16 protein-coding genes and 1 riboswitch are annotated in these 24,267 nt (G+C 72.2%); of the genes, 10 read left to right on the top strand and 6 right to left on the bottom strand.

What is annotated here, in order from left to right; all coding sequences use genetic code 11:
• Positions 1–7: 7 nt before the first annotated feature.
• The 3 genes from WMF33_RS34615 to WMF33_RS34605 all read right to left on the bottom strand — a co-directional run bounded on the left by WMF33_RS34615 (position 8) and on the right by WMF33_RS34605 (position 7,226).
• Complete coding sequence (locus WMF33_RS34615; RefSeq protein ID WP_437332625.1) at positions 8–1,210, bottom strand: MFS transporter; 1,203 nt, start codon at positions 1,208–1,210, stop codon at positions 8–10.
• Positions 1,211–1,411: 201 nt separating this feature from the next.
• On the bottom strand, positions 1,412–2,014 hold the full coding sequence (locus WMF33_RS34610; RefSeq protein ID WP_437332624.1) for an N-acetyltransferase family protein: 603 nt from the start codon (positions 2,012–2,014) through the stop codon (positions 1,412–1,414).
• A gap of 250 nt (positions 2,015–2,264) precedes the next feature.
• A complete protein-coding gene (locus WMF33_RS34605; protein ID WP_437332623.1) occupies positions 2,265–7,226 on the bottom strand; it encodes a hypothetical protein in 4,962 nt (1,653 codons plus the stop codon).
• Positions 7,227–7,785: 559 nt separating this feature from the next.
• Here WMF33_RS34605 and WMF33_RS34600 point away from each other — a divergent pair.
• On the top strand, positions 7,786–9,807 hold the full coding sequence (locus WMF33_RS34600) for a serine/threonine-protein kinase (RefSeq protein WP_437332622.1): 2,022 nt from the start codon (positions 7,786–7,788) through the stop codon (positions 9,805–9,807).
• Between the two features lie 51 nt (positions 9,808–9,858).
• Here the strand turns inward: WMF33_RS34600 and WMF33_RS34595 are convergent, their stop codons facing one another.
• Positions 9,859–10,968, bottom strand: a complete 1,110-nt coding sequence (locus WMF33_RS34595; RefSeq protein WP_437332621.1) for a THUMP domain-containing class I SAM-dependent RNA methyltransferase — start codon at positions 10,966–10,968, stop codon at positions 9,859–9,861.
• 363 nt (positions 10,969–11,331) lie between these two features.
• Between WMF33_RS34595 and WMF33_RS34590 the strand changes: the two genes are divergently transcribed.
• The 9 genes from WMF33_RS34590 (at position 11,332) to WMF33_RS34550 (ending at position 22,398) form a co-directional block, all read left to right on the top strand.
• Positions 11,332–11,673, top strand: coding sequence for an SPW repeat domain-containing protein (locus WMF33_RS34590; protein WP_061624268.1), 342 nt, complete (start codon positions 11,332–11,334; stop codon positions 11,671–11,673).
• 164 nt (positions 11,674–11,837) lie between these two features.
• Complete coding sequence (locus WMF33_RS34585) at positions 11,838–12,575, top strand: pyridoxine 5'-phosphate synthase (RefSeq protein WP_437332620.1); 738 nt, start codon at positions 11,838–11,840, stop codon at positions 12,573–12,575.
• A gap of 378 nt (positions 12,576–12,953) precedes the next feature.
• Entirely contained in the window at positions 12,954–14,663 is a 1,710-nt protein-coding gene (locus tag WMF33_RS34580) for a recombinase family protein (RefSeq protein ID WP_437332619.1), read from the top strand.
• Between the two features lie 565 nt (positions 14,664–15,228).
• Positions 15,229–16,560, top strand: a complete 1,332-nt coding sequence (locus WMF33_RS34575) for a pectate lyase family protein (RefSeq protein WP_437332618.1) — start codon at positions 15,229–15,231, stop codon at positions 16,558–16,560.
• Between the two features lie 119 nt (positions 16,561–16,679).
• Positions 16,680–16,744: riboswitch (guanidine-III (ykkC-III) riboswitch) on the top strand.
• A gap of 21 nt (positions 16,745–16,765) precedes the next feature.
• Complete coding sequence (sugE, locus tag WMF33_RS34570; RefSeq protein ID WP_061624271.1) at positions 16,766–17,083, top strand: quaternary ammonium compound efflux SMR transporter SugE; 318 nt, start codon at positions 16,766–16,768, stop codon at positions 17,081–17,083.
• A gap of 55 nt (positions 17,084–17,138) precedes the next feature.
• Positions 17,139–18,164, top strand: coding sequence for a dipeptidase (locus WMF33_RS34565; protein ID WP_061624272.1), 1,026 nt, complete (start codon positions 17,139–17,141; stop codon positions 18,162–18,164).
• A 78-nt stretch (positions 18,165–18,242) separates the two neighbouring features.
• A complete protein-coding gene (locus WMF33_RS34560) occupies positions 18,243–19,007 on the top strand; it encodes a class I SAM-dependent methyltransferase (RefSeq protein ID WP_437332617.1) in 765 nt (254 codons plus the stop codon).
• 146 nt (positions 19,008–19,153) lie between these two features.
• Positions 19,154–20,365, top strand: a complete 1,212-nt coding sequence (locus WMF33_RS34555; RefSeq protein WP_437332616.1) for an NAD(P)/FAD-dependent oxidoreductase — start codon at positions 19,154–19,156, stop codon at positions 20,363–20,365.
• Between the two features lie 272 nt (positions 20,366–20,637).
• Positions 20,638–22,398 (top strand): serine/threonine-protein kinase, encoded by a 1,761-nt coding sequence (locus tag WMF33_RS34550; RefSeq protein WP_437332615.1) that lies wholly within the window; start codon positions 20,638–20,640, stop codon positions 22,396–22,398.
• 116 nt (positions 22,399–22,514) lie between these two features.
• On the opposite strand, the gene WMF33_RS34545 is transcribed toward WMF33_RS34550, so the two are convergent.
• Positions 22,515–23,378, bottom strand: coding sequence for a hypothetical protein (locus WMF33_RS34545; protein WP_437332614.1), 864 nt, complete (start codon positions 23,376–23,378; stop codon positions 22,515–22,517).
• Positions 23,375–24,265 (bottom strand): hypothetical protein, encoded by an 891-nt coding sequence (locus WMF33_RS34540; protein WP_437332613.1) that lies wholly within the window; start codon positions 24,263–24,265, stop codon positions 23,375–23,377. Before WMF33_RS34540 ends, WMF33_RS34545 begins: the two co-directional genes overlap by 4 nt.
• Between the last annotated feature and the right edge of the window lie 2 nt (positions 24,266–24,267).

Genomic DNA, 24,267 nt, shown 5'->3' with positions numbered 1-24,267 from the left:
CGCGCCCTCAGGACTCGACCGGCTCGCCGACGGGGAGCTTCTGCAGGCCGAGGAGGACGCCGACGGCGGCGAAGCCCGCCGCCATGAGGCCGTAGGCCGAGAGCGCCCGGTGCTGGATCAGCCACCCGGCGCCGATGGGGCCGACGATCTGCGCGAGGCTCGCCAGCGACTGGCTCACGCCGAGCGCCGCGCCCTGCTCGTCGCGGCCGACGCTCTTCGTGAGCAGCGTGGTGACGGCCGGCCGCACCACCGCCGAGCCGAACGCCCCGATCCCCACGAGCACGAGCAGCGTGGGCAGCGTGTACGCCACGCCGAGCAGGCCGTAGCCGATCACCATCGTGCCGAAGCCGATCAGCGCGAGCCGCTCCTCGCCGAACCGCTTCGCCAGCCGGCCGATCGCGCCGCCCTGGATGCTCCCGCCGACGAGGCCGGAGAACGCGTAGAGGTAGCCCGTCTCCTTGACGCCGAACGCGAAGCGCCGCTCGAGGAACAGCGCGAGGCCGCCGATGAGCGTCGAGAACGAGAGCGTGAAGGCGAAGAACTCGAGCAGCCGGCGGCGCGGGAGCGGCCGGTCGAAGAAGCGGCGGAAGGCGTCCCCGCGGCCGATCGCCGACGCGCGGGCGGGCGCGGCCGCGGCCGCCTCGGGCGAGGCCGCCGGCGCGATCGGCTTCGCCGGCAGCAGCGTGGCCGTCAGGAGGATCGACGTCAGCGACAGCGCCGCCGCGCCGTAGGCCGGGGCGCCGTAGCCGAACCGGCTCGCGAGCTCGCCGGTGATGGCCGGGCCGAGAAGGAACCCCGAGCCGAAGGCGATGCCGATCAGGCCGAACGCCCTGGTGCGCTCCTCCGGCCGGGTCACGTCGCTGATGTACGCCTGCGCGATCGTCAGGTTCCCGGCCGTGAGGCCGTCGATGATCCGCCCCACGAAGAGCATCGGCAGCGAGCTCGCCGAGCCGATCACGAGGAACCCGAAGAACGTGCCGGTCTGGCTCGCGAGCAGCGTCGGCTTGCGGCCCACCCGGTCGGAGATCCGCCCGAGGATCGGCCCGGAGACGAGCTGGCAGACCGCGTAGCTCGCCGCGAGCACGCCGACCACGAGCTCGCTGGCGCCGAAGTGCTCGGCGTAGAACGGGAGCAGCGGCAGGACGAGCGTGAGGCCGAGGACGTCGACGAAGACGGTCAGGAAGATCGGCAGGAGCGGCGAACGGCGCATGGTGGCTTTCGGTGGCGATGGACGGCGGCGAGGACCGCGGGCGATCCGCGCCGGGGTGGCCCGGCCGGCCGACGGGCGCCCGGGCGGCGGTCTCCTCATGACCCATCTGCGCCGCGGTGGGTACCCTCCAGCGCGCCCCGGCGGCATAGCCCGGCCGGCGCGCCGGCGCCGGCGCGCCGGTCGGGCTTGCGCCGGCCGGGATCAGCGCCCGGCGGGCCTGGCCGCGCGCGCGTCCGGACGCGCGTCGGGGGCGCGGAGCGCGAGCGTCATCTGGATGTCGTCGAGGGTGGCGTCGCCCACCCGGAACGCGTCGGGGCGGGTGCCGATCGGGACGAAGCCCATCCGCGTGTAGAGCCGCATGGCGCGCTCGTTGTTGGAGAAGACGCCGAGATCCAGGTACGAGAGGCCCGCCTTGTCGCGCGCCCAGGCGATCGCCGTCTCGAGCAGGCGCCGGCCGTGGCCCTGCCCGGTGTAGGGGCCGAGGATGCCCATCGCGACGACGGCGCGGTGGCCCTCGGACCAGACGCGGCCGCCGCGCAGCTCGATGTGCCCGATGACGCGCGCCCGCGGCTCGGTCGACCGGAGCAGCCAGGCCCGCCCCCAGAGCGGCTCGTCGAGCGCCTTGCTCCAGCGGTCGCGCGCGCTCTTCTCGACCTCGTCGGGCGCGAGCGACGTCACGACGGCGAAATGGGGCGCGCCGCGGCGGCCGGACTCGGCCACGTGCTCGACGAGGTAGGTCATGAAGGCCCGCGCGTCCGAGAGCTGCGCCGGGGTGATGGCGGGGAGGGCGGGGGAGGCGTCCATGCCGTGGCGCGCGCTGCGCCTCGGGGAGCGTAATGCCGCCGCGGCGCCGGCGCGACCTCCAAGCCGCGGACGGGGCGGGGCCGAGCGACCGCGGGCTCACCCGGCGCGACGGCCGGCGACGGCCGCGCGGGTCACGGCGCCCGCGGGGATCGCCGAGCGGCCGCGCGCTCGGGTCGCTGGTGCTGGGGGGAGAGAGGGGGAGGGGAGCGCGGGGGCCCCGGCGCGGGGCCCCGGCGCGGCGAGGAGCGGATCAGTCGGGGTACACGCCCAGCTGATCAGGATCGGCGACGCCGAGCTGGACCATCATCTGGAGCATGTAGTCGGGCACCGACTTGTAGCTCTTCAGCTCGTACGCGTAGTGGTTCTTGTAGATCGTGAGCTGCGCGCAGTTCGGGTTGATGTTCTGGTCGCACGGCTTCACGGCCTCCAGCTGACCGCTGTTCGCGTTCAAGTCCCTGACCGCGGGATCCGGGACGATGATCGCGGCGCCGTCCGGGTGGTGCATGACCATCGCGCGACCGTACTTGTTGAAGCCCGGGCCGTACTCGGCGGCGTACGCGGGATCCCCGGATACGGCGACTTCATACGACGGATCGAGCTGGTACCCCTTCGACGTGAGGTCGTTGGCGTATTCGAGCACGCGCGCCGCGATGCCCTTCTGCACCCACTTGCCGCCGGAGTCCTTGCAGGTCGCCCTGTCCTTGCCGGTCCCGAAGAGGCATTCCATGCCGTACGTGCGGGCGTAGTAGATCTGCCCGGACGTCGGGTCCTGCCACTCGATGCGCTGCTCGATCCCGGGCTCGGCGTCGGTGCCGAGCCGGTAGATGCGCATCATGTCCGTCCAGTTCGTCTTGCCGTTCGCGGGGATGTACGCGAGCGTCCAGGCGATCAGGAACTTCTGCACCTCCCAGCCGACCTGCGGATCGACCGCGATGGTGCGGGGGACGTTCTCCGGGTTGAAGTCGCCGCCGATGTAGTTCGAGCAGAGGTTCTTCCCGCCGCTCGGGAAGCAGACCTTCGGCCCCTCGTTCGGCCACCAGCTGACCCAGCCCATCGGGCGCGCCGGGTACTGCGTCGCCAGCGGGTCGGGATCCTTGCTGTCCTCGTCGACCACCGGGATGCCGTTCTCGTCGGCCTCGAGGCGAGGCGCGAGGAGCGAGCGGTCGCCGGTGAGGGCGTTGGCGAGCAGGCGGCGGTAGCCCTCGGGCAGCACGTCGGCCATGCCGACCGCGCGGAAGCGGGCGTCGTAGAAGTCGCGGCGGGAGCTGCTCACGAACCGGTCCTCCGACTCGGAGAGCAGGATCGCCGCGTTGATCTTGTCGTAGTAGCTGCCCGCGTTGATCGTGAAGTCGGTGTCGAAGTCGCCGTTGACCTCCGAGTTCTTGTTCGCGAGCGGGTGACCGCCGAACCCGATGTCCTTCAGGTAGCCGGTCGATCCGTTCGGGATCTGCACCAGCACGTCGCTGTTGGCCTGGCCGCCGAAGCCGCTGAAGTCCTCGCCCGCGCCGTAATCGTCGCTGTCGTCGTTCGACCGCAGGATGCCCCACTCGGACCACGGGTTCTGCGGATCGAAGGCGTCCTTGTTGCGCAGGTAGTGCGGCCCCACCTCCGGGCGGGACAGCTGCCGGGCGAAGTGGTCGAAGGCCACCGTCGCGGCGATGACGTTCTCCTCCAGGCTGCCCTCGATGAGGAGCGGCCACAGCGAGTCGAACGACAGGCCCTGGTTCGTCGCGAGATCCTGGTAGATCGTCCCGAAGAACCCGATGCCGCCGGCGATGCCGAGGAGCTTCTCGTTGTAGCGGCTGTAGGACCGGTCCGCCGCGGCGCGGACGTTGAACGTCGTGCGGCCGCGCCGGAAGTTGTCGAAGATGTGCCTGTTCTCCTGGGAGGTGATCAGGAACATCAGCTGCTCGTACGGGTCGGCGCCGTTGTCGTGGCGGAAGACCGAGACGTTGCCGGTGTCGGCCCAGTTGTCGCTCGCGAACGCGTACGGCACGCGGACCCGACCCCGATCGTCGACCGCCGGGCCGCCGCGGAAGGAGATCAGGTTGGTCTCCTTGTCCTCCGGCTTGCGGAGGTTCCGCCAGCTCACGTAGTCGACCGGCTGCTGGCGGCAGCGCTTCGTCTCGGTGCCGACCGTGACGATGCCGCCGTCGATGACCTGGTGCCACTTGCCGTCGAGCGCCTCGTTCCAGCTCGCGGGCGCCTTCGTCTCCACCTCGTAGCAGTCGCGGATGACGTTGTACTGCTTCTGGAGCTGGGAGTAGTGGAAGTCCGAGACGCTCCCGCTGCCCTTCGCGTACGTGCCGTACTTGATGCCGGCGAGCCCGCCGAAGGTGTCGGTCGCGGCGAGCAGCGCGCCGCCGACCTTGCCGCCGGCCAGGTAGTTGCGGTCGCCGTTGTCGTAGACGCTCACCGTGTCGCCGTAGAAGAAGCGCGCGGCGGCGAAGTCGTAGACGCCGAGGCCGACCAGGTCCTGCGAGACGTCGCCCGGGTAGTCCATGACCGTGGAGTGCTGGAACATCCAGATCATGTTCTTCTGCTCTTCGTCCGTGATCGCGTCGTAGTAGCGGGGGCCGACGCACTCCTCCGGGTTCTCCCCCGGCGCGCCGGTGCACGGGTCGTCGATCGTGCCGTTCTTCGTCCTGAGCTGCCAGTACTGGGGCCGGAAGAAGAGCGAGGCGTAGGTGCTCACGAAGTTGTGCCGGAGGCCGATGGAGTGCCCCATCTCGTGCGCGATGACCGCGTACTGGTAGCGGCGCTGGATGTACTTGAACATCCGCTCGTAGCGCCCCCGCCGCTCCGCGGACGTCTCGTTGTCGCCCGGGGGGAACTTCTCGCGCAGCGCCTCCGCGAGGCCCGTCATCGCCGAGGCCTCGGGCGCCTCGTGCAGGATGCAGGCGCCGCGCTCGGCGAGCGCGCTGTCGTGCATGCGGCGGAGCTGCGACTGCACCTGCGGGTTGTTCATCGCGAACGGCGACGCCGCGTCGGCGAACGGCCCCTCGACCGGCACGCCGGCGGGGATGCCGGCGCGCTGGAGCATCGCCGGGTTCATGAGCTCCGCCTCGGCGAGGCTGCCCCGGGCGGCCTTCATGCGCGCGCTCACGACCGCCTGCTGCGGGGAGGGGACGTCGCTCCGCACCGCGATGTCGGCGACCTTGGCCTTCATCGGCTCGATCACCGCCCGGAGCTGCGGGGAGATGCCCTGCGCGACGAGGTTCTTGTACGCCTCGGCGTCGAGCTTCGTGACGCTCGCGAGCCGCGAGGTGACCTCGTCCTTCGTCATCGTGGGCCCGGTCCCGCCGCCCGAGGCGCGGCTCGCCTGCGCCCAGTCGCGGATGTACTTGCCCTCGGTGACCTCGGAGGTCGAGATCTCGCCGTTGATGTAGCGGACGAGGTCGACCAGCCCCTGCGCCGCCAAGTCGGTCTGGTGGCTCCAGATGTTGATGCTGGCGGCCACCTTCTCGCCCGTGATCGGGTCGTCGCCGTCGACCATGATGCCCCACGGCGCCGGGGTCTGCGGCTTGTCGACGATGAGGACGCTGTTGTAGCGGAGGTCGCCGAGGCGCGGGGAGAGCCCCTCTTCGCCGCAGGCCGGGTGATCGCCCGCGATGACGGGGTTGTGGCAGAGCACGATCACCGACGGCTGCGTCACGACGTTGCCGATCGCGAGCGTCGCCTGGTCGTTGTTGCGCCGCTGCGAGAGCTTCGTCACGGCGTCCCAGGCCGCCTGGTCGCACTGCGGCGCGTCCCAGCCGTCCGCGCGGCGGCACGCGTTGAGGTCGCGCGAGATCGCGACGGCCTCGTCGATGTCGTCCTGCTGGCCCTTCCACATCGGGAACCGCGCGTCGCAGTCGGCGCCGCCGGTCTTCCGGCACTCGACCAGGCGCGAGGTCTGGATCGAGGTCTTCATCGCGAGATCCCACTCCTCGGCGGCCCAGTTGGTCGCCTCGAAGAGGTCCTCCGACGTGTCGCCGCCGATGTACCAGGGGATGACGACCGCCTCGCGATCCGCGTAGGGCAGCGTGCACTTCTGCTTGAACACGTCGCACTGCGAGCCCGCGCCGGCCGCGGCGCACTCGTCGGCGGTGCCGTCGTTGTCCTCGTCGCGGTTCGGATCGGCGTTCAGGTCGCCCGACACGAGGGCCGTCTCCCGCGTCGCGCAGGCGATCGCCCCCTCCATCGTCTCCGGGTTCGCGTAGAAGTGGCTGCGCTTCCAGAGGTTGTAGCGGGCCGCGAAGCGCCGCCACTGGTTGTCCAGGATCCCGTAGTTGCGCTCGTAGCCGTAGCGGTAATCGAAGTTGAAGATGCCGAACGCCTGGAACCTCACGCCGTCGAAGTCGACCGGCTCGTAGTCGGTGTCGACCACCTTCTTGAACGACTGCCGGATCGTGATCTCGATCGGGTTGCAGTTGCCGTACGGGTCGGTGCCGCCGGCGAAGTCGCCCGGGAGCATGCAGGCCGGGAACTTGTCGATGCCCCAGCCGAGGCTCGAGAGGTCGAGCATGGCGGGCGTGGCGAACGCCTTCGTCGTGACGTCGAAGTAGCCGTTCGCGGCGTCGAACTTCGGGGCGTCGGCGGCGTTGGGGTCGTTGACGGTATAGGCGAGCGGCTCGTACTCGACGCCTCCGTAGAGGCCGAGCTGCGAGAGGGTGTCGAAGTTGTAGGCGTCGGTCGCGAGGTTGCGCGACCAGTCCACGCGCATGTACTCGCGCTCGTACCAGAGCCTGTCCGTCGTGTTCTCGACGATGACGTTCGACTCCTCGCCCGTCGCCGGGTTGTAGTCGCGGCGGATGTCGAAGTGCGACTCGATGGCGTAGCTCGCGACGATCTGGCCGTCGTTCGTCGTCTTCTTGGTGAGCCCGTTATAGGCGTTGCCCTTGGTGTCCGTGCCCTCGATCCGCTCGTAAGCGAGCCGAGCATTGAGCTGATGCTCGGTGACCTCCCACTTGATGCGGGAGACGGGCTGAGCGTAGGTCGACGTGAAGAGCCCGTCTTGGGCAGAGCCGTACCCGACGTCGATGACCGTACCCCGCATGTAGAACTCGGGGTCGTCGGCGATGTCGGCCAAGCTCCCTCCGACGAAGAAGGACTTGGCGAGCGCATCGCTCTGGACCTTTCTGATGGACTGCCGCTCCTCGGCGCAGCCCGCCCCCACGACGGTCAGCGCGACGGTGCCGAGGAGCACCGCGCGCCTAAAAATTCGATTCATCAACGATCCTCCGGAAGCTGCCTGTCGAGATCGATGCACAAGCCGGCCCTTCGCGACGCACCCGGCGCGGCGCGAGGCATTTCCCCCCAGGCAAGAACGCTGCCAACGGTCGAAGGCGAGCTCTTTCGATAAGTTAAGCACTTGTCGCACATTTGCACCGGGGGTGGCGTTAAAGAGTTAACTGCCGCCGGTCGGGCCTCGGGCCGGCGCCGTCTCCGGGGTGACGGTGGCCGCGAGCGCGGGTCGGGAACGGTGGTCGGGAACGGCGCTCCGGAGCGCGGGTCGGGAACGGTGGTCGGGACGGCCGATCGCGCGCTGGCCGGCGGCTGCGTCCGCTGGCGGGCTGCCGCCGGGGTCGACAAGTCGTCCCCTGACACGTTCTTTGGTATGGTCGCCGCGTGCACTCCCCCTCGCATCGAGCGCGCGGGTCGCGCAGGCGCGCGGACAGCCCTGTTGGCGGTGCGCTGCTGCGCGGGCGGCGCGGCGGCCCGCGAGCGGGCGAGCGCGGCGGCCGGGGGGTGACGAGCGAGCGCGAGGGGCGCGGGCGGGTGCCGGGCGCATGAGGCATGAGGCTCTCCTCGGCCGCAAGGTGGCCGGGCGGTTCACGATCACCCGCTTCCTCGGCGAGGGCGGGATGGCCAGCGTCTTCGTCGCCGAGCGCGACGCCGAGCCCCGCCGGGTGGCGATCAAGATCATGAACCCGGAGTTCACCGCGGACCGCGCGTTCGTCCGGCGCTTCCAGCGCGAGGCGAAGGCGGCGGCGCGGGTGAAGCACCCGAACTCCGTCAAGATCTTCGAGTACGGGGTCGAGGGCGCGCTCAGCTACATCGTGATGGAGCTGCTCTCCGGGGACGACCTCTACGTCCTCCTCGAGCGCCACGGCGCCATCGGCCAGGCGAGGGCGGTCCGCATCCTCTCGGAGGTGTGCGAGGCGCTCGCCGTCGCCCACGAGATGGGCGTCGTGCACCGCGACCTCAAGCCCGAGAACATCATGGTGGTCCCGGACCCGACGCACCCTCACGGCGAGCGCGTCAAGGTGCTGGATTTCGGGATCGCCAAGATCCTCGACACCGCCTCGTCGGGCGATGAGCCCGAGATCCAGGCCGATCCGCTCTCCGTCGTGACGCGCGCGGGCACGTTCGTCGGCACGCCAGCGTACATGTCTCCGGAGCAGTGCGGGCTGCTGCCGGTCGATCAGCGGGCGGATCTGTACACGTGCGGGGTGCTGCTGTTCCAGCTCGTCACGGGGCGGCTCCCGTTCGAGGGGGAGACGCCGCTCCACACGGCGACGCTCCACATCCACGCGCCGGTGCCGGCGCCGCGCAGCTCCGCGCCGGGGATCGACCCCCGGCTCGAGGCCCTGATCGTGAAGGCGCTCGCCAAGCAGCCGGCGGACAGGCACCAGACGGCGCGCGAGCTCGGGTACGCGCTGCACACCCTGCTCGCCGATCTGCCCGACACGGCCGTGGGGCTGGGGCCGATCTCGCGCCGCCAGCCGAGCTCGCTGTTCTCGCGGGACCTGCCGCGGGGGCCGCTGTCGTCGCTCCCGCCGCTCACGTCGCTGCCGAGCTCGACGTCGGCGCCGGTCTCCGGCCCGGCGCCGCGGCCGGAGGTGTCGATCGAGTCGGCCAGGACGCTCGTCTCGGGCACGGCCGGGCCCGAGGCGGGGCCGCCGCCGCCGGCGAGGCTCCACACGCCGGCGCTCGAGCTCCCGCCCACGCTCGATCCGCCGGGGGTGTACCCGTCGCTCGGCGCCGAGCCGCAGCGCTGGGCCGGGGAGTCGGTGCCGGAGATCTCGCTGCAGCTCCCGTCCTGGTCCCACAGCGAGAGCGAGGCGCTGCTCTCGGGGAACGGCCTCGCCGCGCCGAGCTCGCCCGACGAAGCGGGCGAGGACAGCACGCTGACGATGGTCCGCCGCGACGAGCTGCTCGGTCCGCCGAAGGTCCGCGTGCACGCGGCGTCGTCCTATGACGAGGGCGACGAGCTCGACCTCACGCCTCCGGGGCGCGAGGTGAAGGCGACGCTCCGTTCGGCCGAGGACTTCGGGCTGGGCACGCCGGAGAAGCGGGCCGAGGTCGGCCTCGTGCGCGTCGACTCCGCGCCGACGCCGCCGGTGCCGCCGACGCCGCAGAGCCCGCAGTTCGATCCGGGCGCGGCGGCGTGGGATCGGCGAACGAAGCGCGTCGCCAACACGCTCCGGCTGGTCTCGTCGCCGCCGCCGGCCGACAGCCAGCTGCCCACGTTCCAGCCTGGCGAGCTGCAGGCGGTGATCCCGCCGGCGCCCTCCGCGCCGAGCGCGGCCGGCGCCGGGAGCGCCGGCGTCGTGGTGCGGGCGGCCGCGGCCGGGGTCGCCGCGCCGGCGGCCCCGGCGGAGGCGCTGCCGTTCGAGCTCGCCTCGACGCTCGCCGCGGAGCGCGCGTCCCTGGAGCGCAGCGCGACCGTGCCGGATTTCGCCGCGCCGCCCGCGCCGTCGCGCGAGCCGAGCTGGCTCGCCGGCAAGCGCGGGCTCATCATCGGCTTCGTCGCGGGCATGATCCTCACGGCGGCGGCCATGGCGCTGCTGATGCGCCTGCTCTCCTGAGGCGCTCGCCCGGACGCGCGCCGCGCGGGGCAGCGCGGCGGGAGCGGCGCTTCAGGGGATGTCGTACGTGAGCAGCCGGCACTCGATCGGGCCGTTGAACACGGTGAGCGACCGCTCCGGCCGGCGGCGCATCGCGCGCTCGATGTCCTCGGTGCCGGCGAGGAGGGCGACGCGGTGGCCCGCGAGCCGCGAGAGCGCGGCCGCCATGTCGCGGTAGAGGGCGAGCGTGCCCGGGAGGCGCTCGCCGTACGGCGGGTTGGTCAGCACGTGGCCCGGCGGCGCCGTCGGCGCGACCGCGGCGATGGGCTGGCAGCGCACCTCGATCTGCACGCCGGCCATGCGGGCGTTGCCGCGGGTGATCTCGGCGGCGCTGGGGTCGATGTCGGCGGCGAGGATCGGCGGGCCCTCGGGCCGGATCCGGGCGCGGGCGGCGTCGCGGAGCGCGGTCGTGCGCTGCGCGGCGGCGTGATCGTGGCAGGCCCACCGCTCGAAGCCGAAGCGCTGCGCGCGCAGGCCGGGGGCGATGTCCCGCGCCCAGAGCGCCGCCTCGAGGGCGATGGTGCCGGCGCCGCACATCGGGTCGACGAGCGGGCGGGCGCGGTCCCAGCCGGAGAGGCGGAGCAGCGCGGCGGCGAGGGTCTCCTTGAGCGGCGCCCCGCCGATGTGCGTGCGGTAGCCGCGGCGGTGGAGCGCGGCGCCGCCGAGGTCCGCGTAGAGCGTCGCGCGGTCGCGGACGAGGTGGACGAAGAGGGCGAGGTCCGGGTCGTCGAGGTCGACCGACGGGCGCGCGCCGACGCGGCGGCGGATCTGGTCGACGATGGCGTCCTTGGTCCGCTGGGCGATGAACTGGGTGTGGGTCAGCGCGCTCGAGCGGCAGGAGGCGCGGACGGCGAGCGTGTGGACCGGGCTCAGGTACGGGGCCCAGTCGACGCGGGAGACGCCTTCGTAGAGCGCGTCCCCGCTGGGCGCGTCGAAGGACGCGAGCTCCGCGAGCACGCGCACGGCGGTGCGGAGCTCGATGCAGGCGCGGAAGCCCTCGTCCGCCGCGCCGGAGAAGTGGACCCCGCCGCGATCGGCGCGGACGCCGCGGAATCGGAGCTCGCGGAGCTCGTCGCGGAGCGCGGGCTCGGTGCCTTTGGCGGCGGTCGCGAAGAAGTCCATGGCGACCGGGCTTGTAGCCGAACCGCCGGCTCCTGGCCCTCACGAACGGCGGCCGCGGCGGCCTTCGCGAGCGGCCGCCGCGGCGCCGCGGACGCCGCGCCGCCGGGCGAGCCGCGCCGGTCGCGGGGCCGCGCGGCCCGCGGCGGTGGCACCGGATTCGCACGGAGCTCGGCGAGCTCGTTGATGTGTGGACCGGGCGCAGGCACGCGCCGGCGCTCGGCAGAAGGGGGGGTGAGCGGACTCGGCCTTCCCGGGGCCGCTCCGGGGCGTGGCGCCCGCGCGCGTCATGGCGCGAGCGGGCGGGGAGCGAGAGCGCTGCGCGGCGGAGGGCGCCGGCGCGGCGGCAGGAGAGGAGGGGGAGCCATGCAGCGTCGGACGGCGGCCGTGCGCGGCGTCAACGTCGCGCTCGGGATCTGGTTGTTCATCTCGGCGTTCCTCTGGCGGCACAGCCAGGGGCAGTTCACCAACGCCTGGGTGGTGGGCGCGCTGTGCGTGCTCTTCGCCCTGCTCGCGATCTGGGCGCCCCGGGCGCGCTACCTCAACGCGCTCCTGGCGATCTGGCTCTTCGTCAGCGCCTGGTCGATACCTGCGCTGTCGGCGTGGACGGTGTGGAACAGCGCGCTCGTCGCCATCGGCATCCTCATCGTGTCGCTCGTCCCGGCCGAGGTGGAGGTGCGGGGGGCGCCGACCGTGCCGCGGCTCTAGGGGCTGTGGGTCGGCGGGGCGCGCGAGGGCGGGGCGCCGCGCCCGATCCGGCGCCGCCCCGCCGGCCGGGCGCGTTTCCACGGCCGGCTCGCGGCGTGTTCGCCTCGCAGCGTCGATCGTGTATAGCGGCGTCGCGAGCGGCGCGCCCGCGAGAGGATGCCCCCATGAAGCTCAGCGTCAACGTGAACAAGATCGCGCTCCTGCGGAACTCGCGGGGCCACGACGCCCCGAACGTCCTCTCGTTCGCGCAGCGGATCGTGTCCTACGGGGCGCACGGCATCACGATCCACCCGCGGGCCGATCGGCGGCACATCACGCCGGACGACGCGCGGGCGGTGACTCGGCACATCACCACCGTCGAGACGAACTTCGAGGGTGATCTCCGCGAGGAGTTCCTGGACCTCACGCTCGAGCTCAGGCCGACGCAGTGCACGCTGGTCCCGGTCACGCCGGGGGAGCTCACGTCGCACCGCGGCTGGGACGTCGTGAAGTGGCGCTTCGTCCTGCAGCCGGTGGTGAAGCGGCTCAAGGAGGAGGGGATCCGGACGAGCCTCTTCGTCGAGGCGGACCCCGCGGTCGTGCCGGTGGTCGCGGAGATGGGGGCCGATCGCATCGAGATTTACACCGGGCCTTACGCGGAGGCGTTCGATCGCGGCGATCACCGCGCGGAGCTCGACAAGATCGTCGCGACCGTGAGGGCCGCCGCGGCGGCCGGGGTCGGGATCAACGCGGGGCACGACCTCACCGTGGAGAACCTCGCGCCGCTCGTGAGCGAGGCGCCGCAGATCCAGGAGGTGTCGATCGGCCACCACCTCGTGGTGCGCGCGCTCGAGGTCGGCATGAAGCAGTCGGTGCTCGATTACCTCGCGGCGGTCGAGGGGCGCGGCGCGCAGGCGCGGTAAGCGGGGTCGGCGAACGGGCTGACGCGGCGCGGGACACATCGTCCTCCGTCTCGCGTCCCCGTCGTCCGTCTTCGTGCGCGTCATTCGTGCGCGTGCGCGTGCGCGATTCCCCGGAATCAGCGCGCACGCGCACGCGCACGCGGACACGGTCGACAAACTCGGGCTGCACTGGATGAGGCAGCTCGCCGTTCCGTTCCTGGGCCGTCGCTCGCGCTTCGCGGGCTCCAGGCTTGCGGGTGGGACAGCGAAGACATCAGGGGAAGGAGTGGAAGATCGAGCGCCGGAGCGTGGGGCAACGAGCGGCGGGCGAGCGGATGGCGCTCGTGGTCGAGCGGTTGCTCCGTCGCGCCAGCGAGGCGGGCGTCAGCGGAGGGGGACATGAGCACGATAGGGATGTATGCACGGGTCTCGACAGGCCGGCAGGAGCAAGAGCGCACGATCGAGTCGCAGGTCGCGGCCATTGACCACCATGTTGCGGCGATGGGAGCGACGATCGACCCGGAGCACCGCTACCTCGACGATGGCTGGTCGGGCGAGACGCTTCGGCGCCCAGGGCTCGACGCGTTGCGCGACGCCGTAGCGCAGGAGCAGCTCGACGCCGTCGTGATGTATGACGCGGATCGGTTGGCGCGGCGCTTCGTTGATCAGCAAATTGTGCTTGACGAGCTCACGCGCAAGGGCGTTGAGCTCATCTTCATCCACGGCGGGGCTGCGCGCACCGACGAGGAGCGGATGGCGCTGTCGATGCGCGGGGTCTTCGCCGAGTACGAGCGCGCCAAGATCCTCGACCGGACCCGCCGTGGCATGCTGCATCGGGCACGCTCGGGCGCGCCGCCGGGGTGGGCCAATCCTCCGTACGGCTACCGATACCTGCCGGGAGCTCGGCATCAGCCAGGCACGGTGGTGGTCGAGGAGTGCGAAGCGTCGGTGGTACGCCAGATTTTCGCGTGGGTAGGCTACGAGGGCCTGCCCTTGCGGCACGTTGCGCAGCGGCTCGAGGAGCAAGGGACCGCGAGCCGCAAGGGTCGGCCATGGCAGACGAGCACGATCGGGGGGCTGCTGCGCAACCGTGTGTACGTGGGCTGTGCCCATCACCAGAAGTACGAGGCCGCTGAACCGCGGCGCCCGCGCGATCGGCGCCACTACCGCCGCCGGCGCAAGTCGTCCTTCCGGCGCCGGCCGGAAGAGCAGTGGATCGGTGCGAGCGTGCCGGCGCTCGTCGACCCGGAGCTGTTTGCCACGGTGCAGCAGCGCTTGCGCGACAACCGGCAGCGTACGGCGGGGCAGGTTAAGCGCCCCTATCTGCTGCGGGGGCTGCTGATCTGTACTGAATGTGGCCGAACGCTGTGGGGACGCGCCACGGATTCCGGCGGGCGCGGCGAGTACCGGTACTACACTTGCGGCGGGCGGGATCGGTTCAACGGGCGTGACGCCGCCCCGTGCCCGCGCCCCTCGCTGCGCGCCGAGGACGTCGAGCAAGTGCTCTGGCAAGACCTGGAGCGCTGGCTCCAGGAGCCCGAGCAGCTAGCGGCCCAGCTCGACGCGCAGCGCGATAAGGCCCACACGATGCTGGAGGCGTACGAGCGGGAGCGCCGACGTCTCGTGCGCGAAGCGCGAGCCATGGAGGGAGCGATCAGCCGGCTGGTGGACGCTTACCAAGCCGGAGCGATCACGCTCGACGAGCTTCGAGCACGCCGAGACCGACTCGACGAAAGCAAGCAGCAGTGCGAGGCACGGCTCGCGCAAGGGCAGCACGACCAGCGGCGTGCGCTGCAGCAGCGAGAGGTCGTCGACGAGCTCCGGCAGCTGAAGGAGCGGCTGCGCCGAGGGCTGGAGCGCTGCACCTGGGAAGATCGCCGAGCGATCGTGGAACTGCTCGTAGAGAAGGTCGAGGTGACGACCACGATGCTGCGCGTGCACTACATCGTGCCGCTAGACCTCCACGGTAGTGGGGCGGGCGGGCACGGCGACGCGCGCCACCGTACGGACAGGCCGAAGGGTAAGCTTTGTCGACCGTGTCCGCGTGGTCACGCGCACGCGCACGGAAGAGCGAAGACGGGAGACGGAAGACGGGGACGAGAGACGTAGAGCGAGAGACGTAGAGCGAGAGACGTAGAGCGAGAGACGTGGCGAGAGCCGCTCTATATCTCGTCTCGGCGTCTCGTCTCGGTGGTTCGAATTTTATTGGTTTAGAGCCGCTATGAATTGATGCGCCGCGCCGGCATATCGATCTCTGAGAGCTGGTGTGTTGCCGCGTCTCGCAGCGTGCTTTGCGAGAGATGCGTAGTCGACAAGATTGGCAATCTCCGCTCAGGCGCTCGAGCCCCCGCGTGCCCGATGTCGTCGCGGGTGGGAGCGCGCCGGTCTTCCATGAGCCCGCTCGTGCGCTTCTCGTGCAGGATAACCAAGCTCGCTTCGTATGGCGATACGAAATTGCCAAATCGATTCCCATGTGCCCTGTCGCACAGATGGGCAATTGTCGATTGCCATTCATGAAGTCGGTCCTGTAGGGTCATCACACTACGGCTTGCGGTTAAGACGTACGAAAGGGGAGCGAGACGTCATGACATATCTTCCTACTTGTTCTTCCATTGGAGCACAGGGGCTTCGCCGCCTCGGCTGCGCGATCGCAGCGGCCTCTGCGCTCACCGCGATGTCGGCTCCGGCGAGCGCGCTCCCGGCGTTCCCCGGCGCAGAGGGCTTTGGCGCCGTCGCGACCGGCGGGCGCGGCGGGCGCGTCATCAAGGTCACCAACCTGCGATCGAGCGGGGCGGGGAGCCTGCAGGCGGCGCTCGACGCGAGCGGGCCGCGCATCATCGTCTTCGACGTGAGCGGCGTGATCGAAGGGGATGTCGTCGTCCGGAATGGAGACGTGACGATCGCCGGCCAGACCGCGCCGGGCGCGGGCATCACCGTGCGCGGGCGCCTGCTCTCCAGGTACTCCAACGCGGTCAACAATGTCATTGTAAGATTCTTGCGAGTCCGCCCCGTGCACAACGGCTCGGCCGGAGAGCAGTTCGATGGGGCGCAGTTCTCCCTGAACTCGAAGCTGATCCTCGATCACGTCTCGATCGCCTGGGGCGTCGACGAGACCCTGGATCTCTATGAGGCAGACGACGTCACGGTCCAGTGGTCCACCATCGAGTCGTCGGCGACCACGGGGCATCCAGAGGGGGTGCATAATTACGGCCTCATCAACGGCCCTGACGGCCATCGGATCACGTTGCATCACAACCTGTTCGCCCATCACAAGGCGAGGTGCCCCGCGGTCGCGAACGGCCCCGCGGATATCCGCAACAACGTGGCCTACAACGTCAGACACGGGTTCGTGCACCACAACCGGGCGAGCGGCCAGTTCAACATCGTGGGCAACGCGTACATCAAGGGGCCGAGCGATCAGCTGATCCCCTTCTATTTCGACGGCAGCGCCGGCGCGGGGCTCAAGTACTTCCTCGCCGACAACTTCATCGACGATCCCGGCAAGTTCACGGGGGTGGTCGACAACCCCTGGCAGAAGCCGTACCTCCACCCGAGCTTCAGCCGGCTCAACAAGCCCGAGTCGTACCGCGCCTCGTCGCAGTTCAACTTCTCGCGCGACGTCCCGGGCTACATCCCCGTGACGACGCACCGCGCGGAGGACGCCTATCGGCTCGTCCTCGCGCAGGCCGGCGCGCTGCCGCACGACGTCGTGACGAAGGGCGTCCTCCGGAACATCGAGCGCCGCGACGGCGCGTGGGGCGCTCGCTACGTGAACAACCTGATGGAAGGGCTCACCCCAGGGACGGCGCCCGCCGACGCCGACCGCGACGGGATGGCGGACGCGTGGGAGCGCGCGCACGGCCTCAGCTCCTCCAACGCAAACGATCACAGCCGGGTGATGCCGTCCGGATACACCGCGATCGAGGAGTACATCAACGAGCTCGCCGCCGCGCTGATCAGCACGGCGGAGGCCAGCGTGGCGTTCCAGGGCGACGAGGCGGACTAGCGAGCTCGGCCCCGGCGCGCGCCGCGGCGCTCACCGCCCGCGCACCGAGCCGCCACAGCCGCGCCGCACCGCGTCGGCCGCGCCCCTTTGCACGGCCCGTCGCGCCTGCTAGGTTCCCCCCCGGCGCCCACGGGAGCGTCCCGGACGAGACGCGCCGTACCCGGTCAGGATAAGACGACGCAGCCACATTACGAGGAGATTCGTCATGTCCTGGCTGTTGTTGTTCCTGGCAGGTCTGCTCGAAGTCTGCTGGGCCGTCGGACTCAAGTACACACAGGGCTTCACGCGCCCCCTGCCCACCGTGCTCACGATCTCCGCGATCGTCGCGAGCCTCGTCCTCCTCGAGGCCGCCTCGCGCACCCTGCCCATCGGCACGGCCTACGCCGTCTGGGTCGGCATCGGCGCGTTCGGGGCGGCGATCGCGGGCATCGTCCTCTTCGGCGAGCCCGCCACGCTCGCGAGGCTCGGGTTCCTCGCGCTGCTCGTCGTGGCCATCCTCGGCCTCAAGCTGTCGAGCTCCTGAGCCGCCGCCGCGCGGCGCGCACGACCGAGCGCCCCGCCTCGACTAACCTCTCCCCATGCACGGAACCCCCGAAGCCCGCGCCCTGCACGCGCAGTTCCCCGCCATCGACCTCCACGCCGACAGCCTCATGTGGTCGCGCTGGGTCGGCTACGATCTGCACGAGCGCCACGAGCCGATGCTGCCGCTCGCGGCCCTGGGCGGGCACGTCGACGTCCCGCGGCTCGTCGAGGGCGGCGTCGGCGCGCAGTTCTTCGGCCTGGTCTCGCTGCCCATCGGGCAGCGGCGCGGGCTCGCCGCCGTCGTCGACGAGCAGATCGACCTCCTGGAGCAGGCCGCCCTCGCGCAGCCGGATCGCCTCGTCAAGGCGCGCACCGCCGAGGACGTCGAGGCGGCGAGGGCCCGCGGCGCCGTCGCGGCGCTGCTCGGGATCGAGGGCGCGCACGCGCTCGAGGGCGAGCTCGACACGCTCGAGCGCTTCGCGCGGCGCGGCGTGCGCTACCTCGGGCTCTGCCACTTCAGCGCCAACGACGTGTGTTATCCCGCCTACGGCCGAGGTCGCAGGGACGGTGAAGGCCTCACCCCCTTCGGCCGCGACGTCGTGCGCCGCGCCGAGGATCTCGGCGTCATCGTCGACCTCGCGCACATCAACCGCGCTGGCTTCCTCGAGGTGTGCGCGCTCGCGCGCCGGCCTCCCATCGTCAGCCACACCGGCGTCGCCGGCGCGTTCGACCACTGGCGCAACATCGATGACGACCAGCTCCGCGCCCTCGCCGACCGCGGCGGGTGCGCCGGGGTCATCTTTTGCCCGCTCTACCTCGGCGGCAACGGGCTCGCTCCCGTCGTCAAGCACCTCCTGCACATCATCAATGTTGCCGGCGAGGACACCCCCGCGCTCGGATCCGATTGGGACGGCTTCATCGTTCCCACACGCGAGCTCCGCGACGCCGCGCACCTTCCGCTCTTGACGGATGCTCTGCTCCAAGCTGGGTTGAGCGAGCGTGTCATCGGCAAGTTGCTGCGCGGCAACGCAATGCGCATCTTGCGCGACAATCCGCTTCCAACGCAGCGCTCGGTTGCGTAGCCTCTCGACAGGGCCGTCGGGGTGGGTGGTCCCTCCGGCGCTGGTCGAACTCATCCTCACGCGGAGCGGACGCAGGCCATGACTCTCCATCGCCTCGCTGCACAGGGCTACGCGACTGCAGCGGATGCTTACGAGAAAGGGCGCCCCGACTATCCGCGCGGCGCGATCGAGCTCCTGCTCGACACGCTGCGCATCGACGCCGGAAGCACGGTGCTCGATCTCGGCGCGGGGACCGGCAAGCTCACGCGCCTGCTCGTGCCGACGGGCGCCCGGCTCCTCGCGCTCGAGCCGGTCGAGGGGATGCGCCGCAAGCTGGGCCAGATGGTCCCGTCCGCCGTCCTGCTGGACGGCGTGGCCGAGGCCATCCCCCTGCCCGAGGCGTCGGTCGACGCCGCGGTCGCCGCGCAGTCGTTCCACTGGTTCCACGGCGACCTCGCGCTCGCCGAGCTCCACCGGGTGCTCCGGCCGCGGGGGCGCCTCTCGCTGCTCTTCAACCTGCGGGACGAGCGGGTCGACTGGGTCGCTCGCATCTCCCGCATCCTCAACCGCTACGGCCGCGATGCCCCGGTCCACCGGATCGGCGCGTGGCGCCGGCCGTTCTCCGAGACCCGCCTCTTCGCGCCGATCGGAGAGCACGAGTTCACCCACTCGCAGGAGCTCGATCTCGACGGGCTCCTCGAGCGCGTCGCCTCGATCAGCTACATCGCCGCGCTCCCCCTGAAGGAGCGGTACTCGGTCCTGAACGAGGTGCGCGATCTGGCCGGGAGCCACCCGGAGCTCGCGGGCAAGAGCGCGTACCTCTTCCCGTACCGCACGCAGGTGGCCTCCTACGAGCGGCGCTGAGCCCCCGCGCGCACGCGCGCCTCCGCCAGCCGAGCTCGCCTGTTCGCGAGCGCCCTGCCCGCCAGTCCCGCGGCCTGCCCGCGCGCGCCCCGCCCGCCGAGCATCCCGCGCCCGCGGCGCGAGGCGCCGTGCTAGAGCGGCGCCCCATGTCGGCGCATGAAGTCGTGATCGTCGGCGGCGGGCCCGCGGGCCTGAGCACGGCGCTCTTCCTCGCCCACCATCGCCCGGCCCTCACCGACAGGATCGTGGTGCTCGAAAAGGAGCGCTACCCGCGGGACAAGTGCTGCGCGGGCGGGCTCGGCCAGCGCGCCGACAGGGCGCTCGCGGCGATCGGGGTGACGATCGACGTGCCCTCGGTCGTGGTGCACGGCGTCAGCGCGGCCTTCCAGGCGGGCGAGATCGCGCTCCGCGAGGGGAACATCGGCCGCGTCGTCCGGCGCGTCGAGTTCGATCGCGCGCTCGCGCTCGCCGCGCGCGCCCGCGGCGTCCGGATCGTCGAGGGGGCGCGGGTCACCGCCGCCTCGCTGGGGCCGGGCGGCGCGCGGGTCGAGAGCTCGGCCGGGGACTTCGACGGCCGCGTCGTCGTCGGCGCGGACGGCGTCGGCAGCGTCGTCCGCCGCGCGATGGGGCTGCCGTTCGGCCGGCTGCGCGCGCAGGCCGTCGAGGTCGACACCGAGCCCGTCGCGGGGGACCGGGCGCGCGACCTCCTGCACTTCGAGATGCGGGATCGCTCGTTCGCCGGCTATCTGTGGGACTTCCCCACGATCGTGGGCGGGCGCGAGCTCGTCTGCCGGGGGGCGTACGTGCTGCACGAGGGCGCCCTCGGCGCGGCGCGCCCCGCCCCCGACGCCGAGCGCGTCCTCCGGAGCCGGCTCGCGGCGCTTGGCCTCGACCCGGACCGCTACCGACGGAAGCGCTTCGCCGAGCGCGGCCTCGACCCGAGGGCCGCGATCGCGCGGCCCGCGGCCCTGCTCGTCGGCGAGGCCGCGGGCATCGATCCGATGCTGGGCGAGGGCATCGCGCAGGCGATCGCCTACGGCGCCCTCGCGGGCGCGTACCTCGCCGAGAAGCTCGAGGCCGGCGACCTCGGGTTCGGCGACTGGGGCCGGCGGGTCGAGCGATCGCTGCTCGGCCTGGACCTCCGGTTCCGGCGCCGGGCGATGCGCGCCTTCTACGGCGCGCCGCGGGAGCGCGTCGAGCGCTACCTCCTCCGCGAGCCGTCGTTCCTGCGCTTCGGCATGCGCCACTTCGCCGGCAGCCCCCAGCCGGCGCCCGACGCGCTCCGCGCCGCGGCGACGGGCGCGCTCGTCGCCGGCCGGATCGGGCTCGACCGCCTGGTCGCGTCGCTCCCGCCGTAGAGCGGCGGTCACCCGCTTCGGATACGGGCCCATCTCGACGTTTTCGGTGCTCAGCGCACTGGAGTGCGCTTCCGCGCCGAAAACGCCGAGCTGGACCCGTCTCCTGTGCGGGTGACCGCCGCTCTGTAACGCCATGTATCAGAGACGGGTGAAGACCGCTCTGGCGAGGCGCGCCGCGCCCGGCCGACGGCGCGTCCGTGTGCGCTGCACCACGGAGCCGCGCCCGTGAGCGGCGACACCCCCGAGGCACCCGCATGCTAGCATCGCGGGCCATGATCGCGCCGCTTCAGCCGGCGGTCGGGATGCTCTTCGGGGAGTTCCGGATCGTTCGGCCTCTCAGCGCCGGGGGCATGGGCGCCGTGTACGTCGCCGAGCAGGCGAGCACCGGCAAGCTGCGCGCCCTCAAGCTCATGCACCCGCAGCTCTGCGCGGACACCCGGCTGCGCGAGCGCTTCGAGCAGGAGGCGCGCGTGGGCGCGCTGGTCGAGAGCGATCACATCGTGCAGGTGATCGGCGCCGGCGTGGACGCGGCGAGCGGCGTGCCGTGGCTGGCGATGGAGCTGCTCGAAGGGGAGGACCTCGCGCAGCGCATGAAGCGCAGCGGGCTGCTCGCGCCCAAGGACGTGCACGAGATCTTCCGGCAGCTCTGCCACGCGCTCGGCGCCGCCCACCGGGCGGGCGTGGTCCATCGCGACATGAAGCCCCAGAACGTCTTCCTCGCGAAGTCGAACAGCGCGACGGCGCCGTGGTCGGTCAAGGTCCTCGACTTCGGCATCGCGAAGATCGCCGCGGAGGCGAACACGATGGCGACCGCGTCGCTCGGCACGCCCCTCTGGATGGCGCCCGAGCAGACCGACGCGCGCGGGCAGATCACGCCGGCGACCGACGTGTGGGCGCTCGGGCTCATCGCCTTCGCGGCGCTCACCGGCCGCATGTACTGGCGCGCCGCGAACGACCCGATGGGCACCGCGATGCCCGTGCTGCTCCGCGAGATCCTCTTCGAGCCGATCGACCCGGCCTCGACGCGCGCGACGGCGCTGGGGCGCGCCGGCTGCGTCGTGCACCCGTTCGACGCCTGGTTCGCACGCTGCCTCGCGCGCGAGCCGTCGCAGCGCTTCCAGACGGCGCAGGAGGCGTTCGACGCGCTCGGGCCGGCGCTCTTCGTCGATCCGCGCAGCGTCCGCCCCCCCGGCGCCGCGATCTCGGTGACGCCGCCCGGCATCGCCGCGGCGGTCACCCCCGCGGGGACGGCCTCGTCCCTGTCGATGACCGGGCCGACCGAGATGGCCACGGACGCGCAGCGCCCGGCGGACGCGCGCGCGGGCGGCCGCGGGGGCGCGTCGACCGCCCCCCCGCCCGCGGATCGACCGCGGCCGGGCGCGTCCTTTCCGCCGGCCAGCGCGCCGGCCCTGGCGAGCAGCGCGCCGGCGCCGGCGCCCTCGAGGCCAGCCATGTGGAAGCCGATGCTGCTCCTCGCCCTCGGCCTGCTCGGCGGCGCCGCGGCGGCGCTCGCGTTCTCCACGGGCCGCGCGCGGCGCGAGGTCCCGGTGGCGCAGCGGCTGCCCGAGCCGGCGCGCCCCACGGTGATCAGCGCCGGCCGCGGCGACGAGGCGCGCCCGCCGGCGTCGGCGGACGGCGCGGACGCAGAGCAGCCGCCGCCAGGCCCGCGCCAGGGGCCGGTGCCGGTGCTCCTGCCGAGGGTCCCGCGCCCCTCGCGCGAAGGCGGCGCGACCGCGGCAGCGACCGCGGCGGCGACCGCGGCGAGGCCGTTCGATCACGCCGCGGCCCACGCCGCGCTGCAGCGCAAGGGGTCGACCGCGCCGATCCACTGCAGGGGCAAGGAGGGGCCGAAGGCGGTGACCGCGCGGGTGTACTTCAACCCCGCGGGCGCCGTGCAGCGCATCAGCATCGATCCGCGGGTCGCGATGACCCCGGCCGGGACCTGCGTGCAGATGGTCCTCAGCTCCGCGCGGGTGCCGGCGTTCGACGGGAACGAGCTCCAGGAGGTCTCGACGACGGTCGCGCTCGAGTAGTGGTCAAATTGGAACATGAAGGTGGGAAGGCGGGAAGAAAACCTTAATGATCTTCCCGCCTTCCCGCCTTCGTGTGGACTCTCTCTGGGCAAAGTTGACCACTACCCGCGGCCCGATCACGGGTCGACGGAGACGCACTCGCCCTCGCCGCGGAAGTGCCCGAGCGTGCGCGAGAGCGCCGCGACGAAGGCGCCGAGATCGTCGATGTCTCCGGCGCTGCCCGTCCCGTAGGGGCCCTCCTCGATCGCGACGAGGCGCACCGCGGCGAGCTCCTCCAGGGTGACGGCGCCGTCGGCGTCGGCGTCCGCGGCGGCGATCGGCGCGAAGCGGCGCGCCGCGGCCGCGGACTGGAGGTCGTCGTAGAAGAAGTGGTCGCCGTGGATCGTGAGCTCGACGGTGTCGGTGCCGCCGTTCGTGACGAGGACGCCCTCGGTCTCCTTGCCGGCCTTGTCGCCCTTGCAATCGGCGTAGCGCGTCGCGAGCGAGAAGGTCCAGTCGAGGCGCTTCTCCTCGCCGCCGTCGCCCTTCCGCGCGGTCGCCTCGATGTGCACCGACGCGCCCGCGGCCAGCATGAGCGCCTTGTCCTCCTCCGTCGCCCCGTCGAGCGCGGTGTCCGCGTCCGCCGGGCCGATCTCGTAGGAGACGCGCTCCCAGGGCCTGGCCTCGAGGCCCTCGAACGTCACGACCGGCTTCACGCCGGGCTTCGTGTGGTCGAACAGGATCGAGCCCTCCATCCGCGCCCCGACGTTCCCCTCGCGATCGGCGACGGTCACGTTCCGGAGGACGAAGAGGAACTTCTCGTACCGGATGCTCCAGCCGTCCTCGAGATCGGCGGCCGGGATCTCCTGCTCGATGTACTCCTCGCCCCACGTCGAGAACGCCACGCTCCCGGTCCCCGACGCGCCGTCGTCGCCGCAGCCGGCGAGCGCCGCCGCGGCGAGCGACAGCGCCGCCGCGCACAAGCTTCCCGTGGTCCTCATCGCTCCTCCTCCTTCTGTTCCTGCGGCGCGCCGGGCGCGAACGAGAGCGCGTAGGCGGTCCCCTTCTTGAGGCCCCGCACGAAGCCGCGCTGGGCCTGGCTCTCCGGCTCGAGATCGGCCGGCGCGCCGTCCTCGCCCTCGGCCACGGCCTCGAAGTCGACCTGGTCGAGCCAGACCGACGGCTTGACCACGAGCGTCACGACGCCGGGCCCGTCGAGGTAGACCTCCTCGAAGACGCACCCCTCGACCGCCGGCTCGCCGGTCACGTCGCTCGCGACGTCGGCGGCCAGGGCGCGCGCGCGGAACACGCGGGCGGCGTCGCCCTTCTCGGCGCGGCCCTCGAGGGCGACGACGTGCCCGTCGAGCTCCGCGGCGAAGGGGCCCGCGGGCGGCGCGCCGAACGTGAAGCGCGCGGATCGCACGACGCCGCTCACCGCGTCCGCGTCCGCGAGCGCGGTCGTCCCCTCCAGCAGGTCGACCGAGGTGGGCTGCGCCATCTGGCCCCGCGCCTCGCCGGCCTGGTAGTGGCCCGGGTGGGCGTGCGCCTCCGGGACGGCCCACCGGGCGAGCCGGTCGAGCAGCGAGGGCGCGCCGCCGCGGCCCGGGGCCGCGCGCCGCGCCGTGAACGGAGCGCCCTCGAAGTAGTAGAGCGGCCCGATCGACAGGTGCGCCTTCGACAGCGTGACGGTCCAGCCGAGCGCGTTCGTGAACGGCGCGACCGACGCCGCGTCGGCGGCGACCTCGGTCGCGAGCGTGAGGCGCTTGCCCGCGGTCGCGCCGTCGCCCCCGGCGCCGCACCCTGCGGCGAGCGCCGCGGCGAGGAGCCCCGCCGCGGCGAGCGCGGCGCGCCGGCGGGGCGCTGGTTTCTGTGCTGTGGTGGAGCTCATCG

The organism is Sorangium sp. So ce394 (genome assembly GCF_051474665.1).
GTDB classification, from domain to species: Bacteria; Myxococcota_A; Polyangia; order Polyangiales; family Polyangiaceae; genus Sorangium; species Sorangium cellulosum_D.
This window is presented reverse-complemented; position numbering and strand designations above follow the sequence as displayed.

What these genes read in the sequence shown, in the direction of transcription:
- WMF33_RS34565 (WP_061624272.1), top strand. Translation starts at nt 17,139, where the DNA reads ATGCACGGAACCCCCGAAGCCCGCGCCCTGCACGCGCAGTTCCCCGCC.
- WMF33_RS34545 (WP_437332614.1), bottom strand. Translation starts at nt 23,378, where the DNA reads ATGAGGACCACGGGAAGCTTGTGCGCGGCGGCGCTGTCGCTCGCCGCG.
- WMF33_RS34560 (WP_437332617.1), top strand. Translation starts at nt 18,243, where the DNA reads ATGACTCTCCATCGCCTCGCTGCACAGGGCTACGCGACTGCAGCGGAT.
- WMF33_RS34615 (WP_437332625.1), bottom strand. Translation starts at nt 1,210, where the DNA reads ATGCGCCGTTCGCCGCTCCTGCCGATCTTCCTGACCGTCTTCGTCGAC.
- WMF33_RS34590 (WP_061624268.1), top strand. Translation starts at nt 11,332, where the DNA reads ATGCAGCGTCGGACGGCGGCCGTGCGCGGCGTCAACGTCGCGCTCGGG.
- WMF33_RS34605 (WP_437332623.1), bottom strand. Translation starts at nt 7,226, where the DNA reads ATGAATCGAATTTTTAGGCGCGCGGTGCTCCTCGGCACCGTCGCGCTG.
- WMF33_RS34595 (WP_437332621.1), bottom strand. Translation starts at nt 10,968, where the DNA reads ATGGACTTCTTCGCGACCGCCGCCAAAGGCACCGAGCCCGCGCTCCGC.
- WMF33_RS34610 (WP_437332624.1), bottom strand. Translation starts at nt 2,014, where the DNA reads ATGGACGCCTCCCCCGCCCTCCCCGCCATCACCCCGGCGCAGCTCTCG.
- sugE (WP_061624271.1), top strand. Translation starts at nt 16,766, where the DNA reads ATGTCCTGGCTGTTGTTGTTCCTGGCAGGTCTGCTCGAAGTCTGCTGG.
- WMF33_RS34575 (WP_437332618.1), top strand. Translation starts at nt 15,229, where the DNA reads ATGTCGGCTCCGGCGAGCGCGCTCCCGGCGTTCCCCGGCGCAGAGGGC.
- WMF33_RS34540 (WP_437332613.1), bottom strand. Translation starts at nt 24,265, where the DNA reads ATGAGCTCCACCACAGCACAGAAACCAGCGCCCCGCCGGCGCGCCGCG.
- WMF33_RS34600 (WP_437332622.1), top strand. Translation starts at nt 7,786, where the DNA reads ATGAGGCATGAGGCTCTCCTCGGCCGCAAGGTGGCCGGGCGGTTCACG.
- WMF33_RS34550 (WP_437332615.1), top strand. Translation starts at nt 20,638, where the DNA reads ATGATCGCGCCGCTTCAGCCGGCGGTCGGGATGCTCTTCGGGGAGTTC.
- WMF33_RS34585 (WP_437332620.1), top strand. Translation starts at nt 11,838, where the DNA reads ATGAAGCTCAGCGTCAACGTGAACAAGATCGCGCTCCTGCGGAACTCG.
- WMF33_RS34555 (WP_437332616.1), top strand. Translation starts at nt 19,154, where the DNA reads ATGTCGGCGCATGAAGTCGTGATCGTCGGCGGCGGGCCCGCGGGCCTG.
- WMF33_RS34580 (WP_437332619.1), top strand. Translation starts at nt 12,954, where the DNA reads ATGAGCACGATAGGGATGTATGCACGGGTCTCGACAGGCCGGCAGGAG.